A 20,785-nucleotide genomic window follows, 5' to 3' on the forward strand; every position below is an offset into this window, starting at 1 on the left:
CCGCCGGCCGGTCGTCAGTTGCTCGCCGGCCGGGAACCAGGTCCTAGTTCCGGTACTTGGGCGCCGGCGGCGCCGTTATCCCGGGCAGCCCGGCATTCAGCCACTTCCGGTACGACTGCATCCACAGACTGTCCGCGCCTCCGGCGCGGTAACCGACCAGCACCTTGTTGACCCGGGACACCAGGTCGTCCGCGCCCTTCTTCGTGGCCACGCCGTAGTACTCGGTGGTGAAGGGGGCGCCCTTGAGCTCCACGGCGGGGTCCTGGGCGGCCTGGCCGGCCGCGAGGGCGTTGTCCGTGACGACCGCGTCGACCTCACCCATCTGGAGCCGCACCAGGCAGTCCAGCTGGTTGGGGACGGTGAGCTTGTCCTCGTCGGCCCCGGTACCGTCGTGCTTGTCCTTGAACACGGAGCCGAACGACTCCTTCTCCAGCGCCTCGTACGCGGTGGAGCCCTCGGCGGTGCAGACCCGCTTGCCGGCCAGCGAGGAGTTGAAGCCGGTGATTCCCGCGTCCCCCTTGGGGTCCGCCTTCGGTGCGAGGACCTGCTGACCGGCCTGGAAGTAGGCCGTGGAGAACGACACCTGGTCCAGTCGGGCGCAGTTGATCGTCATCGTCCGGACGACGACGTCGACCTTGTCGTTCTCCAGCGCGGCGATGCGCTGGTTGGTGGGGATCGCCCGGAAGATCACCTTGTCCGGGCTGCCGAGGATGTCCTTGGCGATGGCCCGCACCAGGTCGATGTCGAAGCCTTCGAGGTTGCCGGACTCCGGATTGCGAAAGCCCCACTGGAAGCTGTTCTGGTCGACGCCGGCGATCAGCTTGCCGCGCTCCTTGATCCGCTTGATCGCGTCGCCCTCCGCCAGGCCGGGCGGCAGGCTGGCCTCCGGGTCCGTGCAGTCGTCGGCCCGCGTCTGAACGGCGTGGGCCGTCCCGGGTCCCGCGTCCGCCCCGTCGAAGGGGCCCCCGCTCCCGTGGGAGAGCGGCAGCAGGGTCAGCGACGCCGTCACCGCGCACGCCGCGGCCATGGCGGTCACCCCGCCCCAGCCGCGCAGCCGGTTCAGCCGGCCCCCGCGGGCCGTCCGGGGGCCCGTCCTCGGGTCCTTCGCTGTCATCGCTCCCCCTGTCACCGGAACTCCGAGAGCCTGCGGTTGACCCCGACGATCGCCGCCACGGCGCCCAGCACCGCGAGGGCCGCGGCGCCGATCGGCAGCCCGCCGAGGGCCCCGCGCCCGTCCTTGGCGGCCCGGGTGAATTCGGTCTGCTCGTGGGCGAGCGCCTTCCGCAGCGCCTCGTCCACCCGGCTGAAGGACTGCCCCGTCGAGTTCTCCGAGCCGATGATCTGCTCCAGCGCGGTGTCGTAGTCGCCGCCGTCGTCGCTCTTGCGGGCGGTCCGGTGGCGGCCCTGCCACTCGGCGACGGCCTTGATGGCATCGGCCACCGGCTTGCCGCCCTCGGCGTCGCCCGTGTCCTCGGCGAGCTTCGCGGCCTTGCCCAACTCCTCGCCGAGCGCCTTCATGCCCGTGCCGTAGTCGGTCTCGTACTTGTCGTTCTTGCCGTCCGCGGTGAGCACCGCGCCGCGGGCGACCACCGTGAGGTTCTCGCTGGAGCGCGCCTTCAGCGAGTCGATGCGCGCCCGGTTGAGCACGTCCAGGGACTGCTGCCCGTGCGTGTTGGCCTCGGCCAGATCGGACCGGGCCACCGTGTGACCCACCGCCAGCCACAGCAGGACCACGGTCGCCGCCGCGGTCGCGGCGAGCAGACCGTGGTTGAACACCCGGTTCGTCCTGCGGTAATTGCGCCGCTGCGCCCAGAACAGCACCGCCAGTGCGATGACACCGATACCGAGCGAGAAGAACGGCCACGTCCGGGCGGAGCGGTAGTCCTGGTCGAGCCGGTCCGTCTCCGCCGTGTAGAGGCGCTCGGCGGCCGGCAGCAGATCGACGGCCATCTTCTGGTTCGCGTACCGGAGGTAGGCGCCGCCCAGCGGCAGGCCCTGCCGGTTGCTGGCGCGGGCCCGCTCGATCAGCCCGGTGTAGCGGGGGAGTTCCTTGTTGAGCGTGGTGATCTCGTGGCCGGACGTCGTCGACGCGTCCGTGTTGGCCGCGGCCTTCACCAGCAGCCGGGAAGCGTCGTCGATGTCTTTCACGTACCGGTCGTGGACCGCGCGCGGCTCCTGCGGTCCGGCCAGGAAGCCGCTCGCGGCCGCCGCGTCCGCATCGGCCAGCGAGCGGTAGATGCCCGCCGCGTCCGCGCTGAGCGGCTGACTGCGCTCCACCACGTCGTTCGCGGCTGCCGCGCGGTCGCTGATCTCGAACGCCGTCACTGCCCCGAACGCGACGACGAGCAGCGCCAGTACGGCCCCGATGATCTGGAGCCGGCCCGGCTCCGTGGTCGCCGCGGCACGCAGCCGCTCGGTCACCACGGCCCGGACGCTGTGCGGCGGCGGCGCGGGTACGACCGCCGCCGGCGCAGGCTGCTGCTCCGGCGCGTGCTGCGGCGCCGGGCGTACATTCGGCGGGTATGTCACTTGACCTCCCCCTCGGTCACTGACGGTGGCCCGCCCCCCGGCCGATCGGGGGACTGGTACCCGGCCAGAAGTATGGCCGCAGGGACCGGTGCCCATACGGCGAACGCCCGGATCCTGCACCGGTCCATGAAGCAGCCGACAGTGATCAGCCGCGGTCACACAGCATTCGATCAAGGTCCACGCCGTCGATCAAGACGATCGGCGGAGCAATCCCCGAAACAAGCAATCCCGCAGCACAAGCAACCCCGCAGCGGATCGATCTCCCCCTCATGAACACGTCCGGGGCAACCGATCGGTTCCCGTACGCGGAAGGCGTCCCGCAACCCGCAGGCTACGGGACGCCTCCGACACCCGCCGGTGCGACCGTCCGTCAGACGTACTGCGCCCGCAGTCTGGCGTGCACCTCCGGTGCCGCGCCCGTGTGGTCCAGGCCCAGCAGCCCGGCACCCAGCACCGGGGACTCCTGCACCACCCGCACCACCGCCTTGGGGGCGCGCACGGCGAGGAGTTCGGCGATCCGGCCGTCCAACTGCGGGTGGCGGGCGGCCAGCACGCTGCCGCCCAGCAGCACCGGTGTCTTCTCGTCGAGCAGGCCGAGCCGGGACAGCGCGACCGAGGACAGCGCCACGACCTCCTCGGCCAGCCGGTCCACCAGCCCGCGCGCCACCGCGTCGCCGGCCGCCGCGGTCGTGAACAGCACCGGCGACAGCTCATGCCGCCGCTCCGGGGCTATCCGCCCCAGATGCAGCGCCTCGATCAGCGCGTACATCGAGGCGAGCCCGAAGTGCGCGGGCAGCGTACGGGCCAGCTCGGTCGGTTCACCGCGGCCGTCCTCGGCACGCGCGGCGAACCACATCGCCTCCTCGGAGAGCCCCGAACCGCCGCCCCAGTCACCGGAGATCCGGCCGATCGCGGGGAAGCGCGCGGTCCGCCCGTCCGGCACCATGCCGACGCAGTTGATCCCCGCACCGCACACGACGGCCACTCCGCGCGGCTCGTCGGCCCCGGCCCGCAGGATCGCGAAGGTGTCGTTGCGCACCTCCACCGTGCGGCCCCAGCCACGGGCCCGCAGCGCCTCGCCCAACTGCGCCTCCTCGACCGGCAGATCGGCGTTGGCGAGGCAGGCGGACACATGGGCGACGGACCCGGCGTCCGTACCGGCCGCGGCGAGCGCCTGGTCCACCGCGGCGCCGAGCACATCCACGGCCGTGTCCGTGCCGACCACCGGCGGCTGGAAGCCGCCGCCGCGGGCCGTGGACAGCACGGTGCCGTCCTTACCGATGAGTGCCACATCGGTCTTGCTGTTCCCCGCGTCTATCGCGAGGACCGAACCGTTCACGCCCACGCGAGGTGCTCCCGGTTGTGCGCGATCAGCTTGTCGGTGAGCGCCTCCGCGTACTCGAACTGGCCGATCAGGGGGTGCGCGAGCAGCGCCTTGAACACCCGGTCGCGGCCACCGCGCAGCGCGGCCTCCAGAGCCAGGTCCTCGTACGCCGTCACGTGGGCGATCAGACCGGCGTACAGCGGGTCCAGCTCCGGCACGGCGAGCGGCGTGGCGCCGCTCCCGTCGACGCGTGCCTGCACCTCGATGACCGCGTCGTCCGGCAGGAACGGCAGCGTCCCCCTGTTGTACGTGTTGACCACCTGCACCGCGGAGCCGCCGCCGCCCAGCAGCGAGGCCGCCAGGTCCACGGCCGCCTCCGAGTAGAAGGCGCCGCCCCGCTTGGCCAGCAGCGCGGGCTTCTCGTCCAGGGCCGGATCGCCGTACATGGCGAGGAGTTCCTTCTCCATCGCGGCGACCTCGGCCGCCCGCGAGGGCTTGGTGCCGAGCTCCCGCACGACCTCGTCGTGCGCGTAGAAGTAGCGCAGGTAGTACGAGGGCACGACGCCGAGGCGGTCCACGATCGCCCTCGGCATGTGCAGGTCGTCCGCGATCGCGTCGCCGTGCTCGGCGATCAGCCGCGGCAGGACGTTCTCACCGTCGGGGCCGCCGAGGCGCACCCCGAGCTCCCAGCTCAGGTGGTTCAGCCCGACGTGGTCGAGGTGCACCTCGCCGGGGGTCACGTCGAGCAGGGCCGCGAACTTGCGCTGGAAGCCGATCGCCACGTTGCACAGGCCGACGGCCTTGTGCCCGGCCTGGAGCAGCGCCCGGGTGACGATGCCGACGGGGTTGGTGAAGTCGATGATCCACGCGTTCGGGTTGGTGCGCCGGACGCGTTCGGCGATGTCCAGGACGACGGGGACCGTGCGCAGGGCCTTGGCGAGGCCGCCGGCCCCGGTGGTCTCCTGGCCGACGCAGCCGCACTCCAGCGGCCATGTCTCGTCCTGGTTGCGGGCGGCCTGGCCGCCCACGCGCAGCTGGAGCAGGACCGCGTCGGCGTCGGCGACGCCCGCGTCGATGTCCGAGGTGGTGACGATCCTCCCCGGGTGGCCCTGCTTGGCGAAGATCCGCCGTGCGAGGCCGCCGACGAGTTCGAGCCGCTCGGCGTCCGGGTCGACGAGCACGAGCTCCTCGACCGGCAGGGTGTCCCGCAGCCGTGCGAATCCGTCGATCAGTTCAGGTGTGTAGGTGGACCCGCCACCCACTACTGCGAGCTTCATGAATCAGCCCTTTACTCCGGTCAGTGTGACGCCCTCGACAAATGCCTTCTGTGCGAAGAAGAAGACGACGATCACAGGGGCCATGACCAGAACGGTCGCGGCCATGGTCAGGTTCCAGTCGGTGTGGTGTGCGCCCTTGAAGGACTCCAGTCCGTAACTCAGCGTCCAGGCCGCCGGGTTCTCGGAGGCGTAGATCTGGGGGCCGAAGTAGTCGTTCCAGGCGTAGAAGAACTGGAAGAGGGCGACGGCGGCGATGCCCGGCTTGGCCATCGGGATCACGACGCGCAGCAGGGTGCGGAACTCGCCGCAGCCGTCGACCTTCGCCGCGTCCAGGTACTCGTTCGGGATGGTCAGCAGGAACTGCCGCAGCAGGAAGATGGAGAACGCGTCGCCGAACGCCATCGGGATGATCAGCGGCCAGAGCGTGCCGGACATGTCCAGCTGCTTGGCCCAGAACAGGTACATCGGGATGACGACGACCTGCGGCGGAAGCATCATCATCGAGATGACGAGCATCAGCGACAGATGCCGGCCGCGGAAGCGGAACTTGGCGAGCGCGTACGCCACGGGCAGCGAGGACACCACCGTGAGGACGGTGCCCAGGCCCGCGTACAGCAGGGTGTTCTTCCACCAGGTCAGGAACCCAGGGGTGTGGAACACGTCCTTGTAGTTGCTCCACTCGAAGGGGTGCGGCCACAGGTCACGGGTGAGTGCCTGCTGGTCGCTCATCAGCGAGGTGAGGAGGAGGAAGACGAACGGCAGCACGAAGAACAGCGCGGCCGCGACGCCGAGCGAGTGCACACCGATCCAGTGCAGCAGCGCCTTGCGGCGTGCGACGCGCTCGGCCGGGGTGACGGGGTCACTCACCGGGCCGGCGGCCTTCGGGGTGTCGAGAACCTGCGCCACGTCACTCACCTGCCTGGATCAGTCCGCTGCGGCGCCGCATCAGGAGTGCGGTGAACGCCATGGCGAGGACGAAGAGAACGAGCGCGACCACGCAGGCGGAGCCGTAGTCGAAGCGCTGGAAACCGAGGTTGTAGACCAGCTGCGGAAGCGTCAGTGTCGACTTGTCGGGATAGCCCGGTTCGAACTGCTGCCCGGAGCCGCCCATGACACCCGAGGCGACCTTCCCGGCCACGAGCGGCTGGGTGTAGTACTGCATCGTCTGGATGATGCCGGTGACCACGGCGAACATGATGATCGGCGAGATGTTCGGCAGTGTGACGAAGCGGAACCGCTGGTACGCGGACGCACCGTCCAGCTCCGCCGCCTCGTACTGCTCCTTGGGTACGTCGAGGAGTGCGGCCATGAAGATCACCATCAGGTCGCCCACCCCCCACACCGCGAGGGCGGTCAGCGCCGGCTTGGACCAGGTGGCGTCGGTGAACCAGCCCGGGGTGGGCAGTCCGAGGTCGCCGAGGATCGAGTTGACGGGACCCGTGCCCGGGTTGAGCAGGAAGACGAAGCCCAGCGTGGCGGCGACCGGCGGCGCCAGGTACGGCAGGTAGAAGAGCGTCCGGAAGACCCCGGTGCCCGTCTTGATCTTGGTGATCAGCATGCCGATGCCGAGCCCGAAGACCACCCGGCAGGTGACCATGACCACGACCAGCCACAGGGTGTTGCGCAGGGCGGGCCAGAACAGCGGGTAGTCGTTGAAGACGAACGACCAGTTCTGCAGCCCGCTGAACTCGGGGGCGGAGAAACCGTCGTAGCTGGTGAAGGAGAAATAGAGCGTGGAGATCAGCGGGTAGGCGAAGAAGACGCAGAACCCGATCAGCCACGGCGACATGAAGGCCGCCGTCCGGAGCGCCGAGCGGCGGCGCTTCGCACGGAGTGTGTACGTGCTCATCGCGTCGGCTCTACTTCGCCTGTGCGATCGCCGCGTCGATTTCCTTCGCGGTCTTCTCCAGGCCCGCCTTGACGTCCTTCTGGGTGCCCTTCTCGACGTCGAAGCCGAGGTTCTGCAGGGACGTCAGGTACGCGCCGCCGTTCACCGAGGGCGGGGTGGTGGTGGACTCCGGGTTGGCGGCGATGTCCAGGAACGTCTTGAAGCGCGGGTCGTACTTCAGCTTCGGCGACTTCAGCGCGGCCAGCGTGGACGGCACGTTGTGGATGGCGTTGGCGAAGTTCACCACCGCGTCGGTGTCGGTCGTCATGAACTTCACCAGCTCCCAGGCCGCGTTCTGCTTGCTGGAGGTGGCGGCGATCCCGGCGATGGTGCCGGTCAGGTAGCCCTTGCCGTAGGTGTCGGCCTCGCTGTCGGCGACGGGCATCGGGGCCACGCCGATCTCGAACTTCGGCTTGGTGTCCTCGGCCATGCCGAGCCGCCACTCGCCGTCCAGCTGCATGGCCACCTGGCCGGTGTGGAACGGGTGCTTGGCGCCCCACTCGTCACCGAAGCCGGTGCGGAACTTCTCCAGCTTCTGATAGCCGCCGAGGGAGTCCACCAGCTTCTTCTGCTGGGTGAGCATGTCGGCGAAGGCCGGGTCCTTGGCGATGTTCGACTTGCCGTCGGCGTCGAAGTACGTCGGGTTCCAGCCACCGAGGTAGTGCTCGGTCGTCGACTCGTAGCCGTGGTAGTTCGGCATGAAGCCGAGCTGCTCGTACGAGTCGCCCTTGGCCTTCGTCAGCTTCTTCGCGTCGGCGGCGAACTCGGTCCAGGTCTTCGGCGGGTTCGCGATGCCGGCCGCCTCGAACGCGTCTTTGTTGTAGTACAAGCCGTACGCGTCGCCGAGCAGCGGCACCGTGCAGCGCACGCCGTCGAACTGCGTGTACTCGTTCATCGCCTTCGGGAAGGTCGCGTCCGCGTCGATCCCGTCCTTCTTCAGGAACGGGTTGAGGTCGACGAAGGCCTTCGACGTGCAGAACTTGCCCACGTTGTTCGTGGTGAACGACGAGACGACGTCCGGCGCCTTGGAACCGCCCGCGCGCAGCGCCTGGTTGATCTTGTCGTCGGTCATGTTGCCGACGACCTTCACATGGATGTTGGGGTGCGCCTTCTCGAAGGCGGCGATGGTGGCCTGGATGCCCTTTACCTCGCCCGGAGCACTCCAGCCGTGCCAGAAGTTGATGGTCGTCTCCTTGGACGCGTCATCACTGGCACCGGAACTGCTCTGCCCGGTACAGGCGGAGGCGAACAGGGCTATCGCGGCGGTCGCGGCGAGCGCGACGGCCGGCTTCCGGCGGTTTCCGGACATGGTGGTGTCTCCCGATGAAGGGTTGGGACGGGGAAGGGGTGGGGCGGGGAAGGGGTGGGGCGGGGAAGGCTCGGGGGCGGAGAAGGTTCGGGACAGGGAGGGCTCGGGACAGGGGAAGGGGCGTACGGAAGGGGCGCGGGATCAGCGCGAGGTGTCGAACACTTCGTCGCGGGTGGTGGCGAGCGCGCTCTCCAGCGCGCCGCGCAGTACGGGCCGGTGGGTGACGTCACCGGCGATCAGCCGCGGCCGGGACGCGGCCAGCTCGGCGAGCTCGGCGGCCACCCGGCCACGCAGCGGTTCCCCGCCGCGCGAGATCACCTCACCGGACAGCACGACGACCTCGGGGTCCAGAACGGCGACCATGGAGGCGAGACCGGTGGCCAGACCGGTGGCGAACAGATCGAGGAGCCGGCCGTACGGTCCGTCCTCGCCCCGTTCCACGGCGGCCGCCGCCCGGCCCACCAGCTCGGCCGCGGTCTCGTGGTGGGTGCCGGGGCCGCGCACGGCCTCGTCGTCGATGCCGAGCTCACGGGCCAGCCTGGCCAGCACCTGGGCGCCCGCCAGCTCCTGGAATCCGCCCGCGTTCGCCTTGGTGACCTGGCGGACCAGCGGGGCGCCGGGCACCGGCAGGAAGCCGACCTCACCGGCGCCGCCGGTGAAGCCGCGGTGCAGCCGGCCGTTGATGACGAGGGCGGCGCCGAGCCCCTCCTCGTTCCACAGCAGCATGAAGTCGTCGTACCCCCGCGCCGCGCCGAGCCGCTGTTCGGCCACCGCGACGAGGTTCACGTCGTTCTCGTACTCCACCGGCATGGGCAGGAAGGCCGCCAGCTCGTCCAGCAGGGTGGGGGAGTGCCAGCCGGGCAGGTGCGAGGCGTACCGCAGCCGGCCCGTGCCCGGGTCGAACGCGCCCGGCGTGCCGATGACGACCCGGTGCACGTCGGACCGGGTCAGCCCGGCCTCCTTGACCGCCCCGTCCAGCGCGTCGGCCACCTGGCGCACCACGCTGTCGGCGCGCCGCCCTGGGGTGCGCAGCTCGAACTCCCCGACGGTCTCGCCCGTCACATCGGCGACGGCGGCGACGATCCGCTGGGCGTTCACGTCGAGCCCCGCGACATGGGCGGCCGAGGCGTTGACGGCGTAGAGCTGCGCGTTGGGCCCCGGACGCCCGGCCGCGGTCCCGGTGGCGACGACCAGCCCGGCCGCCTCCAGCCGGGCGAGGAGCTGGGAGGCGGTGGGCTTGGAGAGCCCGGTCAGCTTCCCGATCCGGGTCCGCGACAGGGGCCCGTGCTCCAGCAGCAGGTCGAGAGCGGCGCGGTCGTTCATGGCGCGCAGAACGCGGGGGGTACCCGGCGTGGTTCCGGCCATGGTCACTGCACCTGCCCTCTGTTAGGAAAGTTTCCTATTCGGTGAGAGGACCGTAGGGCGCGCGTCACCAGGGCGTCAATGGTCTGCACCGCGGTGGCAACCAAAGCGTTACCTGGGCGGGGGCGGCGCGGCTCCGGCCAGGTCGGCGTCACGGAGGCGTGGATACCCAACACCGCACACCGCGAACCGAGTTGCCCCGGAAACACGGCTGAGGGGCGCCCCGTAGACCTCGCGGGGTGCCCCTCAGCCGGTGCGTACGTACGGCCGGAACCTACTTCGTGATGTTCGGAGGCGGGGTGATCGGGGTCGCCGCCAGGGACTGGGGCGAGGTGGTCGAGGCGTAGGCCGAGGGAGCGGCCATCGCGGCCGTGGGGTCGGCGGCCGAGGGCTGGTCCGGCTGGGCCGGGATGCCGCCGACCATGCGGATGCCCGCCTCGTCGAAGGCGTGCTTGATGCGCCAGCGCAGCTCGCGCTCCACGCCCAGGGCCTTGCCCGGCATGGTCTTCGCGGTCACCCGGACCGTCATCGAGTCGAGCAGCACGCTGTCCAGGCCCAGGATCTCCACCGGGCCCCACAGCCGCTCGGTCCACGGGTCGTCCTTGGACATCAGCTGGGCGGCCTCTTCGATGACCGTACGGATCCGCCCGAGGTCCTCCGTCGGGGGCACCTGCACGTCCACGCCGGCGGTGGACCAGCCCTGGCTGAGGTTGCCTATCCGCTTCACCTCGCCGTTGCGGACGTACCAGATCTCGCCGTTGTCGCCGCGCAGCTTGGTGACCCGCAGGCCGACCTCGATGACCTCGCCGGAGGCGACGCCCGCGTCGATGGTGTCGCCGACGCCGTACTGGTCCTCGAGGATCATGAAGACGCCGGACAGGAAGTCCGTGACCAGGTTGCGCGCACCGAAGCCGAGCGCCACTCCGGCGACCCCCGCGGAGGCCAGCAGCGGGGCCAGGTTGATCTCGAACGCGCCCAGGATCATCAGGGCGGCCGTGCCGAGGATCAGGAACGAGGCCACCGAACGGAGTACCGAACCGATCGCCTCCGATCGCTGTCTGCGCCGTTCCGCGTTGACCAGCAGGCCGCCGAGCGCGGTGCCCTCCACCGCCTGGGCGCTGCGGTTCATGCGCTCGATGAGCTTGGTCAGGGTCCGGCGGACGGCGATGCGCAACGCGATGGCGATGGCGGCGATGAGCACGATCCGCAGACCGGTGTTCAGCCAGGTGGACCAGTTCTGCTCCACCCAGCTCGCGGCGTTGCCGGCCTGCTTCGCGGCTTCGTCCAGCGAGCCGCCGGGCTCCGGTGACGGGGCTGCGGCCAACAGGGCGGACAGGGACACGGCGAAACCTCCACTTGGGCGAGCGCTGAACAACCACACTAACGGGGCATCCGGAATGCTCCGTTGCCGTGATCGAAGGGAGAGACGCGTCTCACCCGGGGATATGGATGAGGTAAGGGACCCATCCGGTGAGGGCGGTGGCGGCGGTGTGTGCGGGCGGTCTGTGGCCGATCGCACACCGGGCGCGATCGCGGCGGCAGGCACCCCGAAGCGCCTGATCCGGCGCGTCCCGGCATACGGGCGGCAGGGCCCGGGAGGAAAATCCTTCCGGCCCGTTACCCGCACGTGGTGGCGCTCCGACCAGGCAGGAGGGGAGACTGAGATCGGATCGTCCCGGCGCGAGCCACGCGCCGCCGGCGTACAAGGAGGCGTCCACGTGCCGCATGTCCTGGTTCTCAACGCGTCGTACGAGCCGCTCGGCGTCGTACCACTCCGCCGCGCGCTCGTCCTCGTCCTCGAGAACAAGGCCATTTGCCTCGAGGAGTCCGGCGCCTTCATGCACAGTGCCACCCGTGCCGTACCGGCCCCCAGCGTCGTCCGCCTGAAGCGGTTCGTGCGCGTCCCCTACCGGGGGCCCGTCCCGCTGACCCGCCGGGCCCTGTTCGCCAGGGACGGAGGGCGCTGCATGTACTGCGGCGCCGCCGCGACCAGTGTCGACCACGTCATCCCGCGCAGCCGGGGCGGCCGGCACGCCTGGGACAACGTGGTGGCCGCCTGCCGCCGCTGCAACCACGTCAAGGCCGACCGCCATCTGCCCGAGCTCGGCTGGCGGCTCCACCAGCAGCCCGCCCCGCCGACCGGACTGGCCTGGCGGATCATCGGCACGGGACACCGCGACCCGCGCTGGCTGCCCTACCTTCAGCCGTTCGGCGCGGACGACGCCATGGCCCGGATCGACGGATCCCGGCCTGAGCGACGGATCGACGGCATCTCGGCCTGAGCGACCGGGCCGTCCGTCCGGGGTCCGGGCGTCCCGGGGTCTGTCCGTTCAGGGGTCCGGCGGTCGAGGCCCGGCCGTCCCGGGGCTCATGGGACCGGTCCCTCGGGCCCGTGCGCTTCCGGCCGTGTGCCCTGGGTCCGCAGCCCCCGGGCCGGGAGGTTCTGGGCCCGGGGCCCGGATACGTGACCCGGGTACGTCAGTCGTCCTGCCCGGCCACCGCGTACGCCTGGACCGACCAGAGCGAGTAGCCGTACTCGGTGGCCCGCCCGTCGCCCTGGATCCTGATGAAGCGGGTGTCCTTCGCGTCCATCCGGACCGACTCGTGCCCGCCCCCGCCGTTGCGGACGGTGGCCGCCGTGCGCCAGGTGCGGCCGTCCGCGGACACCTGTACGCGGTAGCGCGAGGCGTACGCGTCCTGCCAGTCCAGCACCACCTGGCCGACCCGCGCCGGGGCCGGCAGCTCGGCCTGCCACCAGGCGCCGTCCTCGGCCGGTGAGGACCAGCGGGTCTGCGGGTCGCCGTCCGACGCGGCGGACGCCGGGAAGTCCGCGGTCTCGTCGCCGGACGAGGAGGCGGAGGCGGTGCGCAGCAGATCGGGGCCCGCCGTACGGGGGAAGGCCCGGACGGTCAGGGTGGTCTCCTCGGTGCCGAAGGAGAACGGCACCTCGTACTCACCCGCGGGCGTGTCCGCGGGGACGGTGATCTCCACGGGCACCCCGGTGCGGGAACCGCGGGGCACGGTCGTCTGCTTCGGCACCCGCACCTTGATGCCCTTGGGCGCCTTCGCCGTGAGCGCGCCGCGCACCTCGGCCGGCCGGCGCGCGGAGAGCCGCGCCTCGACCCGCAGCGGCTTGCCGCCGATCTCGGCGTCCGTCTCCCCGCGTGCGAGATCGAGCCGGGCGGCGGGCTCGTCGCCGAACCACGGGACGAGCGAGCGCACCCGGGGAGCCGTCCCGGTGGACGGGGCGGTGCCCGCGAGCGGGGGGATGATCAGGGGCGGAGCGCCGACGACCGCCGGGGTGGCCGTCGGCCAGCTGAGCCGGACCGCGTCGGCCCGCACGCCCTGGCCGGACGCCTGGGTCCAGCCCCGCGCCGACAGGACACCGAGGCTGCGCCAGCCCTCGCCGGGCACATGGGCCTGGACCGTGGCCTCCGACGCCGTCGTGCCGTCGCCGGGCACCGTCATCGCGGTGACGGCCTCCAGCGGGCGCACCCGGGCGAACCGCACCGTGTAGCTGCCCGGCGCCTCGGCCACCGTGCCGTTGTCGCGGTCCGAGCCGGTCCAGGCGTCGGCCTCCTTGCGCACCCGGTCGAGGAACGGGCCGAGTACGCCCTTGCCGACCGTCGCGCCGCCCGTCTTCACGGCCTTGAGCGCCGGTTCCAGGGCCAGCGAGGCCTCCCAGGCGGCCGCACCGTCGTCGCGCGCCTGCGCCTGGAGCAGATCGACGGCCAGCTCGCCCGCCCTGCCGTAGCGGGCCAACTGCTCGCTCCACGGCCGCACTTCGTCATCGAGCCGCCCGTCGGCCAGCCCGGCCAGCCGCTGCGGGGTCTCCCGCATCACCGTGAACGCGGCCCGCAGGCGGCGGGCCGCCTCGTCGCGCGCCGGGGTGCTGTCACCCGTACGGGACTTCCAGAATGCGGCGAACAGCGGCTGCAGATAAGCCGATTCGTCGCCGCCCAGGACCGACCCCGCACTGTTGCCCGCCAGCGCGCGCAGTGCGTCCCTGCTGCGGGCGTCGCCGCCCGCGAGATCGTCCAGTGCCGCCTGCCAGGACTCCTGCGGCTGGTACCCCTTCGGGTTCCAGGCGAAGTCGGCGGCGGTGAACAGCGGGATCCGGGACGCGGACGGCTGCTCCATCGCATTGGCCAGCAGCGCGGCCGAACCGATGGCGACCGCCGGATCCCGGCCCGTGTACGGGCCCAGGAAGATCCGGTCCTGGGCGTAGTCGTTGACCGGGTAGTTGTCCATCGTGACCAGTGGATGGCGGAACGTGGTGCGGGCACCGGCCAGTTCACCGCCCGTGATGGTCCTCGGCACGACCCCGACGCCGGTCCACGCGACCTGTACCCGCTCGTCGAGCTGCTTGGCGAGCGCGGTGCGGTAGTCCGTCGCCCCGTCCTGGTAGAACTCCGTCGGCATCATCGACAGGGGTTCCGAGCCCGGGTGGCGGTCCGCGAGGTGCCGCGCCAGCTCGCTCACGACGCGGGCCTGCGCCCTGGCCGCCGCCTCCGGACCGCTGCCGAAGGTGTCGGCGTCGGCCGAGCAGTGCCACTCGCTGTAGCTGACGTCCTGGAACTGCACCTGGAAGACCCGCACGCCCAGTGCCCACATGGCGTCGATCTTCTTCGTCAGCGCCTTCACGTCGCGGTCCGACGACAGGCACATGGACTGGCCCGGTGCCACGGCCCAGCCGAGCGTCACATGCTCGGCGGCGGCCCGTTCGGCCAGCGCGCGGAATTCGGCGCGCCGGTCGGCGGGGTAGGGGTCGCGCCAGCGGTCCTGCCGGTACGGGTCGTCACCGGCCGCGTAGAGATACCGGTTCTGCTTGGTGCGCCCCATGAAGCCGAGCTGGGAGAGCCGTTCCTCCTGGGACCAGGGCTGTCCGTAGAAGCCCTCGGTCATCCCGCGTACGGCACCGGCCGGCCAGTCCCGGACGGTGACGCCGGCGATGCGGCCGTCCCCGGTCAGCTGACGCAGCGTCTGTACCGCGTGGAACAGGCCGTCGTCGCCGACGCCGTCCACGGCGACGGTGTCCCGGCCCGCGACCCGGCCGACCGCGATCCGGTAGCCCCCGGAGGGGAGATCGGTGCGGTCGGGCGCGCGCAGCGTGCGCAGCGCGTCCAGGGCGCCGTCCCCGCCGAACCGGATGACGGGGCCACCGCCGGGCAGTGACGTGTGGACGGTCCGTACACCCGCGTCGCGCAGCACCGCGCGGAGCGCGTCGACGGCGTACGGGTCGGCCCCGTCGCCGACCACGAGCGTGGCCTCGGTGGAGAGGGGGGCGGAGGAACCGGACGCCTTGATGCTCTGGGGCCGCGGCCACACGGCGGGCGTGGCGGCGTCGTCGGTGCGGTCCGGGGTGGTGACGGCGGGGGTGCCGGGCGTCGAGGGGGCGGCGAAGGCGGCCGGGGCCCCCGCGGAGAGCAGTCCGCCGAGCACGGCCACGGCGACGGCCGTCGCGTGCTTCCTGCGCCTGAACTGCATGGCTGGCTCCCCTCGCTTCCACCGATGGGCCCCGACCCCACCACCCGCGCGCGAGGGTGTCAATGCGCATGGTCGTTCTGGGGTGAATGCCCGATATCGTGTGTGGCATGCGGGGTGAGCCCTGATCGCCGGCGCACGCGAAAGACGGCGCCGAATGGCCGAAATCAGCGGACGTCTTGCGGACAACCGGCCTTCGGGGAACGGATTGTGACCCGGAGCACGTTGAACTCGTTGTCGTAACGCCTACGTCTGCGGCCGCGTCCGCTGGGTAGGCCTGCTGTGTCCTGTTCCCCACGGCCAGGAGGCCACCATGCCCGCCGCTGCGCAGCTACTGCTCTCCGCCCTGACCCCGCAGGTACCGCGTGCCCTGACCGAACAGGCCCCGGTTCCCGCCCCACTGATCAGCGCGTGCCCGGCCACCGTTCCCGGCTCCGGCCCGCTCACCAGCGAAGCGCCGCTGGCCGACGCCATACCCCTGACCAGCGAGCCCCCGCTCGCCGATGCCACACCTCTGACCAGCGAACCCCCGCTCGCCGTCCTCGCCCCGCTGACCAGCGAGCCGGCTTCTTCCGGCAGCGCTCGGGGCATGGAGTCCCCAGGAGTCTGAATGGGCTTGTCCCGGCTCGCCGCACTGCACGGCGTCGCCACCTCCTTCTCCCCGTCCGCCGATGTCACGGTGCCCGTCCCCGAGGGCACGGTCGTCGCGGTACTCGCCGCGCTCGGTGTCGACGCCGCCACTCCGGAAGCGGTACGGGAGGCGCTCGCCGCCGCCGAGTCCGCGGCCGGCTCCCGGCTGCTCCCGGCCACGGTGGTGGTGTGGACCGGGGAACCGCTGCCCCCGGCCCTGACCGCACTGCCGCCCGGCACGGTGCTGACGATCCGTCCGGAGGAGCCCGCTCCGGCCCCGCCGCCCCCGATGCGCGTGCCCGCCGGGGGTACGGTTCCGGCCGTTTCCGGCCCGGGTGCCGTCCGGGCCGAGGACTCGCCGACGCACGCGACGCACGCGACGCCTGAGGTGCCTGAGACGACCGGGAAGCCCGGCACGCCTGAGACGCCCGGGACGCACGCGACGTCTGGGACGCGCGCGATGCCTGAGACACAAGCGACGCCCGGGACGCCTGAGACACAAGCGATTCCCGGGACGCCCGGGACCCCCGGGGCGCACGCGACGCCCGGGACGCGCGAGGCCCCGTCGCGGGCCGGCACCGTGCCCGGCTGGTGGGCCGAGCCCCCGCTGGGGGTGCACCGGCTGTCCGTCCGGGCGCCGGGCGCGCCGGCCGAGAGCTGCACACTCGTGGTGGCCCCGGCCCGGGTCCCGCAGCCGCCCGGGCGCAGCCACGGCTTCCTCGTCCAGCTGTACTCCCTGCTCTCCGCCCGCTCCTGGGGCATGGGCGACCTCGGCGACCTCGCCGACCTCGCCTCCTGGTCCGGACGCTCCCTCGGCGCCGGCTTCGTCCAGGTCAACCCGCTGCACGCCGCGGTCCTCGGCACCCCCACCGACCCCTCGCCCTACCGCCCGTCCTCGCGGCGGTTCCCCGACCCCGTGCACCTGCGTATCGAGTCCGTCCCGGAGTACGGGCACGCGCCCGACCCGGCCGCCCTGGACGCATTGCGCCGCCGCGCCGGAGAGCTCAGCGACGCCGTGCTGAGCAAGGGCGCGCTGATCGACCGGGACGCCGTCTGGGCGCTCAAGCGGCAGGCCCTCGACATCCTCGTCGCCGTGCCCCTGACGCCCGGCCGGCGTGCCGCCTACTGCGACTTCCTCGCCGAGCAGGGGCAGGCACTGGAGGACCACGCGCTGTGGTGCGCCCTCGCCGAGGTGCACGGCTCCGACTGGCACACCTGGCCGGCCGGACTGCGCGACCCCCGCTCCAAGGAGACCGCCCGCGCGCACGCCGCACTGCTGGACCGGGTCGACTTCCACTGCCGGCTCGCCTGGCTGACCGACGCTCAGCTCGCCGCAGCGCAGCGCGCCGCGCTGGACGCGGGGATGGCCGTCGGCATCGTCCACGACCTCGCCGTGGGCGTGCACCCCGGCGGCGCCGACACCTGGGCCCAGCAGGACGCCTTCGCGCAGGGCATGTCCGTCGGCGCACCCCCGGACGCCTTCAACGCCCGCGGCCAGGACTGGGGGCTGCCGCCCTGGAGACCCGACGCGCTCGCCGCCTCCGGCTACGCCCCGTACCGGGGACTGCTGCGCGGGCTCCTCGCCCACGCGGGAGCCCTGCGCATCGACCACGTCATGGGCCTGTTCCGGCTCTGGTGGGTGCCCGAGGGGCGCCCGCCCACCGAGGGCACCTACGTCAGCCACGACGCGGAGGCGATGCTCGCCGTCCTCGTCCTGGAGGCCCACCGCGCCGGCACCGTCGTCATAGGGGAGGACCTGGGCACCGTGGAACCGGGCGTCCGCGAGGCCCTCGCCCGGCGGGGCGTCCTCGGCACCTCCGTGCTCTGGTTCGAGCGCGACTGGTCCGGTACCGGCCGCCCGCTCGCGCCCGAGGAGTGGCGCGAGGACTGCCTGGCCACCGCCACCACCCATGACCTGCCGTCCACGGCCGCCCGGCTGACCGGAGACCATGTGGCGCTGCGCCACCGCCTCGGCCTGCTCACCCGCCCGTTGGACGAGGAGCGCACCGAGGACGGCACCGACACGGCCGAGTGGCTCGGCCTGCTCTCCCGCCTCGGCATGCTCCCCGAAGGCGGCGACGACGAGGAGGCCGCCGTCCGCGCGGTCCACCGCTTCCTGCTGCGCACCCCCGCCCGCATGGCCGGGGTCTGGCTCCCCGACACCATCGGCGACCGCCGCCCGCAGAACCTGCCCGGCACCTGGGACCAGTACCCCAACTGGCGGCTGCCGATCGCCGACGCGGAGGGCCACCCCGTCACCCTGGAGGAACTTGCCGCCTCACCCCGGCTGCACCGGCTGATGGATGTTCTCAGGCCTCGTCAGGAGCCTCCGAGGACCCGTACGGCACCCCCGGGCGAGCGGCCCTCGTAGGCGTTCGCTACGTTTGCACCGTGGACAAGAAGAACGCTATGCGCGCCGGCGCCGTCGCTGCCGGAACGACGCTGATGATGCTGCTGATGTCGTCCCCCGCGCTCGCGCTCACCCGCGACGACGGCGACGACCCGGGTACGGGCCTGAGCGTGATCGACACGATCGGTCTGTTCGTCGTGGCGCCCCTCGCCCTGTTCGCGGTCATCGCGGGCCTGGTCATGGTCCTCGACAAGTCCAAGAAGCAGGCCTAGAGCCTCTCCGGACACCCCCGGACGATCCCGGGTGCGCCGCCGGTACCTCGGTACCGCGCGGCGCATTCGCATGTCCGGACCCAGGCCCTGACCCCGGCCCGAGCTCTGCCCGCGGGCCGGGACCCCCGTCCGGACCCGCCCCCGCCGCGGGCCCGGACCCGGGGCGGAGTCCGGTGCGCCCGGTAGGTTGCGGCCATGATCGAGTGGGACGTCAAGAAGCTCCGCATCCTGCGCACCCTGCGGGACCGGGGCACCGTCACGGCGGCCGCCGAGGCCCTGCTGATGACCCCGTCGGCCGTCTCCCAGCAGCTCTCCAACCTCTCCAGGCAGCTCGGCGTACCGCTGCTGGAGGCGCAGGGCCGGCGCGTCCGCCTGACCGACGCCGCCCATCTGGTGCTGCGCCACGCCGAGTCGGTCTTCGCCCAACTGGAGCGCGCCGACGCCGAACTGACCGGCTATCTGCACGGCGAGGCGGGTGAGGTGCGGATCGCCGCCTTCGCCACCGCCGTCCCCGCCCTCGTGGTGCCGGCCGTGCAGGCGCTCCGCGACGAGGACCGCCCGGGGCCGGACGTGCGGGTCCGGGAGGCCGAGGCGTCGCAGGCGTACGAACTCCTCGCCGCCGGCGAGGTGGACCTGGCGCTCTCGCTGGCAGCCCACGCCCCGACCGCCCGTGACCCCCGGTTCGCCGTGCTGCCGCTGCTCGCGGACCCCCTGGACGTGGCGCTGCCGGCCGGTCACCGGCTCGCCGCCGCGGCGGGACTGCGGCTGGCGGACCTGTCCGCCGAGCCGTGGATCTTCGGCGGATCGGGGCCCTGGTCCGAGATCACCACGGCCGCGTGCGAGGCCGCGGGCTTCGTTCCCGAGCAGGCGCACAGCGCCTCGGGCTGGACGGCGATCCTGGCCATGGTCGAGGCGGACATGGGGGTCGCGCTGGTCCCGCGCATGGCGTCGGCGGAGCGGCAGGGCCGGGACGGTGTGGTGATGCGGGTCCTCGGCGAGGACCGGCCGCGCCGCCATGTGGTGGCCGCGGTCCGGCAGGGCGCCGAGCAGGGCCCGGCGGTGGCCCGGGTGCTCGCGGCGCTGCGCAGGGCCGCGGAACCCTTCAGCCGGCCCTGACTGTCTGAACCATTCAGTAAGCCTTAATGATTCGTGCGAAAACTTTCGATGGACCTAACGGCTTGCCTCGGACGACAGTGAACGCATGACCTTCGAACAGAATGAGAACCACCACGAGGATCCCCACGCCAACGACGCGGCCCCGTACGGCGGCGGTGACCCGTACGCCGACTACCGCACCACCGACCTCCCCTTCACGGAACTGGTCGACCTCGCCGACCGCCGTCTCGGCGCGGGCGTGATCGCCGCCAACGACGAGTTCTTCGCCCAGCGCGAGAACCTCCTCGTCCGCGAGCGCGCCGTCTTCGACCCCGAGCACTTCGGCCACAAGGGCAAGATCATGGACGGCTGGGAGACCCGCCGCAGGCGCGGCGCGGACGCCGCCCACCCGTTCCCCGCCCCGGACGAGCACGACTGGGCCCTGATCCGGCTCGGCGCCCCCGGCATCATCCGCGGCATCGTCGTCGACACCGCGCACTTCCGCGGCAACTACCCGCAGCGCGTCTCGGTCCAGGCGGCCTCCGTGGCGGGCTCTCCCGGTCCCGCCGAACTCCTCGCCGACGACGTGAAGTGGGAGGAGATCATCCCGCCCACCCCCGTACGCGGCCACGCCGCCAACGGCTTCGAGATCACCGGCGGCCGCCGCTACACCCACCTGCGCCTCTGCCAGCACCCCGACGGCGGCATCGCCCGCCTCCGGGTGCACGGAGAGGTGCTCCCCGACCCGTCCTGGCTCGCGACGCTCGGCACGTTCGACCTGATCTCGGTCCTGAACGGCGGCAGTTACGAGGACGCCTCGGACCGCTTCTACTCCTCGCCGACCCAGATCATCCTGCCCGGCACCTCCCGCAAGATGGACGACGGCTGGGAGAACCGCCGCCGCCGCGTCCGCGACACCAACGACTGGGTCCGCTTCCGGCTGCCCGCCCAGGGCGCGGTCCGCGCGGTCGAGATCGACACGGCGTATCTGAAGGGCAACGCCGCCGGCTGGATCGCCCTCCAGGGCCGCAACGGCGAGACGGGCGAGTGGTTCGAGATCATCCCGCGCACCCGGCTCCAGCCCGACACCCTGCACCGTTTCCCGCTCCGCGCCCAGGCCGTCGTCACCCACGTCCGCCTCGACGCCTTCCCCGACGGCGGCGTGGCCAGGATGCGGCTGCACGGCTCGCTGACGGAGTCGGGCGCGGCCGGACTGACCCGCCGCTACGAGGAGTCGGGTTCCTGACCTGCCCGCCCTCCAGACT

16 protein-coding genes are annotated in these 20,785 nt (G+C 72.2%); 6 read left to right on the plus strand and 10 right to left on the minus strand.

Going from position 1 to position 20,785, the window contains the following annotated elements; all coding sequences use genetic code 11:
* Positions 1–43: 43 nt before the first annotated feature.
* From ACGFZA_RS16620 to ACGFZA_RS16660, 9 genes are all read right to left on the minus strand, one after another.
* A complete protein-coding gene (locus ACGFZA_RS16620) occupies positions 44–1,114 on the minus strand; it encodes a glutamate ABC transporter substrate-binding protein (protein ID WP_393679797.1) in 1,071 nt (356 codons plus the stop codon).
* An 11-nt stretch (positions 1,115–1,125) separates the two neighbouring features.
* Positions 1,126–2,529 carry a hypothetical protein gene (locus tag ACGFZA_RS16625; RefSeq protein WP_393679799.1) on the minus strand — a complete coding sequence of 468 codons (1,404 nt, stop codon included), beginning with the start codon at positions 2,527–2,529 and terminating at the stop codon, positions 1,126–1,128.
* 370 nt (positions 2,530–2,899) lie between these two features.
* Entirely contained in the window at positions 2,900–3,874 is a 975-nt protein-coding gene (locus ACGFZA_RS16630; protein WP_393679801.1) for an N-acetylglucosamine kinase, read from the minus strand.
* Positions 3,865–5,130: a 6-phospho-beta-glucosidase gene (locus ACGFZA_RS16635; RefSeq protein WP_385270998.1), complete on the minus strand. Its 1,266-nt coding sequence runs from the start codon at positions 5,128–5,130 to the stop codon at positions 3,865–3,867. Before ACGFZA_RS16635 ends, ACGFZA_RS16630 begins: the two co-directional genes overlap by 10 nt.
* 3 nt (positions 5,131–5,133) lie before the next feature.
* On the minus strand, positions 5,134–6,036 hold the full coding sequence (locus ACGFZA_RS16640; RefSeq protein ID WP_393679804.1) for a carbohydrate ABC transporter permease: 903 nt from the start codon (positions 6,034–6,036) through the stop codon (positions 5,134–5,136).
* Between the two features lies 1 nt (position 6,037).
* Entirely contained in the window at positions 6,038–6,979 is a 942-nt protein-coding gene (locus ACGFZA_RS16645; RefSeq protein ID WP_393679806.1) for a carbohydrate ABC transporter permease, read from the minus strand.
* A 10-nt stretch (positions 6,980–6,989) separates the two neighbouring features.
* Positions 6,990–8,327, minus strand: coding sequence for an ABC transporter substrate-binding protein (locus tag ACGFZA_RS16650; RefSeq protein ID WP_385270989.1), 1,338 nt, complete (start codon positions 8,325–8,327; stop codon positions 6,990–6,992).
* A gap of 141 nt (positions 8,328–8,468) precedes the next feature.
* The gene (locus ACGFZA_RS16655; RefSeq protein WP_385270986.1) at positions 8,469–9,692 is read right to left on the minus strand and encodes an ROK family protein; all 1,224 of its coding nucleotides are present in this window, start codon (positions 9,690–9,692) and stop codon (positions 8,469–8,471) included.
* Positions 9,693–9,963: 271 nt separating this feature from the next.
* Positions 9,964–11,031, minus strand: a complete 1,068-nt coding sequence (locus tag ACGFZA_RS16660; protein WP_385270983.1) for a mechanosensitive ion channel family protein — start codon at positions 11,029–11,031, stop codon at positions 9,964–9,966.
* A gap of 376 nt (positions 11,032–11,407) precedes the next feature.
* Here ACGFZA_RS16660 and ACGFZA_RS16665 point away from each other — a divergent pair, with 376 nt between their 5' ends.
* Entirely contained in the window at positions 11,408–11,971 is a 564-nt protein-coding gene (locus tag ACGFZA_RS16665) for an HNH endonuclease (protein ID WP_385270980.1), read from the plus strand.
* Positions 11,972–12,167: 196 nt separating this feature from the next.
* On the opposite strand, the gene ACGFZA_RS16670 is transcribed toward ACGFZA_RS16665, so the two are convergent.
* The gene (locus tag ACGFZA_RS16670) at positions 12,168–15,176 is read right to left on the minus strand and encodes a beta-N-acetylglucosaminidase domain-containing protein (protein WP_393679810.1); all 3,009 of its coding nucleotides are present in this window, start codon (positions 15,174–15,176) and stop codon (positions 12,168–12,170) included.
* 310 nt (positions 15,177–15,486) lie between these two features.
* Between ACGFZA_RS16670 and ACGFZA_RS16675 the strand changes: the two genes are divergently transcribed.
* From ACGFZA_RS16675 to alc, 5 genes are all read left to right on the plus strand, one after another.
* Positions 15,487–15,783: a hypothetical protein gene (locus ACGFZA_RS16675; RefSeq protein ID WP_385270974.1), complete on the plus strand. Its 297-nt coding sequence runs from the start codon at positions 15,487–15,489 to the stop codon at positions 15,781–15,783.
* Positions 15,784–18,174, plus strand: coding sequence for a 4-alpha-glucanotransferase (gene malQ, locus ACGFZA_RS16680; protein WP_393679813.1), 2,391 nt, complete (start codon positions 15,784–15,786; stop codon positions 18,172–18,174). It abuts the gene before it with no gap.
* 20 nt (positions 18,175–18,194) lie between these two features.
* Positions 18,195–18,425, plus strand: coding sequence for a hypothetical protein (locus ACGFZA_RS16685; protein ID WP_385270968.1), 231 nt, complete (start codon positions 18,195–18,197; stop codon positions 18,423–18,425).
* Positions 18,426–18,620: 195 nt separating this feature from the next.
* Positions 18,621–19,541 carry a LysR family transcriptional regulator gene (locus ACGFZA_RS16690; protein ID WP_385270965.1) on the plus strand — a complete coding sequence of 307 codons (921 nt, stop codon included), beginning with the start codon at positions 18,621–18,623 and terminating at the stop codon, positions 19,539–19,541.
* 85 nt (positions 19,542–19,626) lie between these two features.
* A complete protein-coding gene (gene alc / locus ACGFZA_RS16695; protein WP_385270962.1) occupies positions 19,627–20,766 on the plus strand; it encodes an allantoicase in 1,140 nt (379 codons plus the stop codon).
* Positions 20,767–20,785: the final 19 nt, after the last annotated feature.

The sequence above is a fragment of the Streptomyces sp. NPDC048211 genome (genome assembly GCF_043202315.1).
In the GTDB taxonomy this organism is placed as follows: Bacteria; Actinomycetota; Actinomycetes; order Streptomycetales; family Streptomycetaceae; genus Streptomyces.

Coding starts and splice junctions, on each gene's coding strand:
- ACGFZA_RS16620 (WP_393679797.1), bottom strand. CDS start 1,114: ATGACAGCGAAGGACCCGAGGACGGGCCCCCGGACGGCCCGCGGGGGC.
- ACGFZA_RS16650 (WP_385270989.1), bottom strand. CDS start 8,327: ATGTCCGGAAACCGCCGGAAGCCGGCCGTCGCGCTCGCCGCGACCGCC.
- ACGFZA_RS16645 (WP_393679806.1), bottom strand. CDS start 6,979: ATGAGCACGTACACACTCCGTGCGAAGCGCCGCCGCTCGGCGCTCCGG.
- ACGFZA_RS16670 (WP_393679810.1), bottom strand. CDS start 15,176: ATGCAGTTCAGGCGCAGGAAGCACGCGACGGCCGTCGCCGTGGCCGTG.
- ACGFZA_RS16635 (WP_385270998.1), bottom strand. CDS start 5,130: ATGAAGCTCGCAGTAGTGGGTGGCGGGTCCACCTACACACCTGAACTG.
- malQ (WP_393679813.1), top strand. CDS start 15,784: ATGGGCTTGTCCCGGCTCGCCGCACTGCACGGCGTCGCCACCTCCTTC.
- ACGFZA_RS16655 (WP_385270986.1), bottom strand. CDS start 9,692: ATGGCCGGAACCACGCCGGGTACCCCCCGCGTTCTGCGCGCCATGAAC.
- alc (WP_385270962.1), top strand. CDS start 19,627: ATGACCTTCGAACAGAATGAGAACCACCACGAGGATCCCCACGCCAAC.
- ACGFZA_RS16690 (WP_385270965.1), top strand. CDS start 18,621: ATGATCGAGTGGGACGTCAAGAAGCTCCGCATCCTGCGCACCCTGCGG.
- ACGFZA_RS16675 (WP_385270974.1), top strand. CDS start 15,487: ATGCCCGCCGCTGCGCAGCTACTGCTCTCCGCCCTGACCCCGCAGGTA.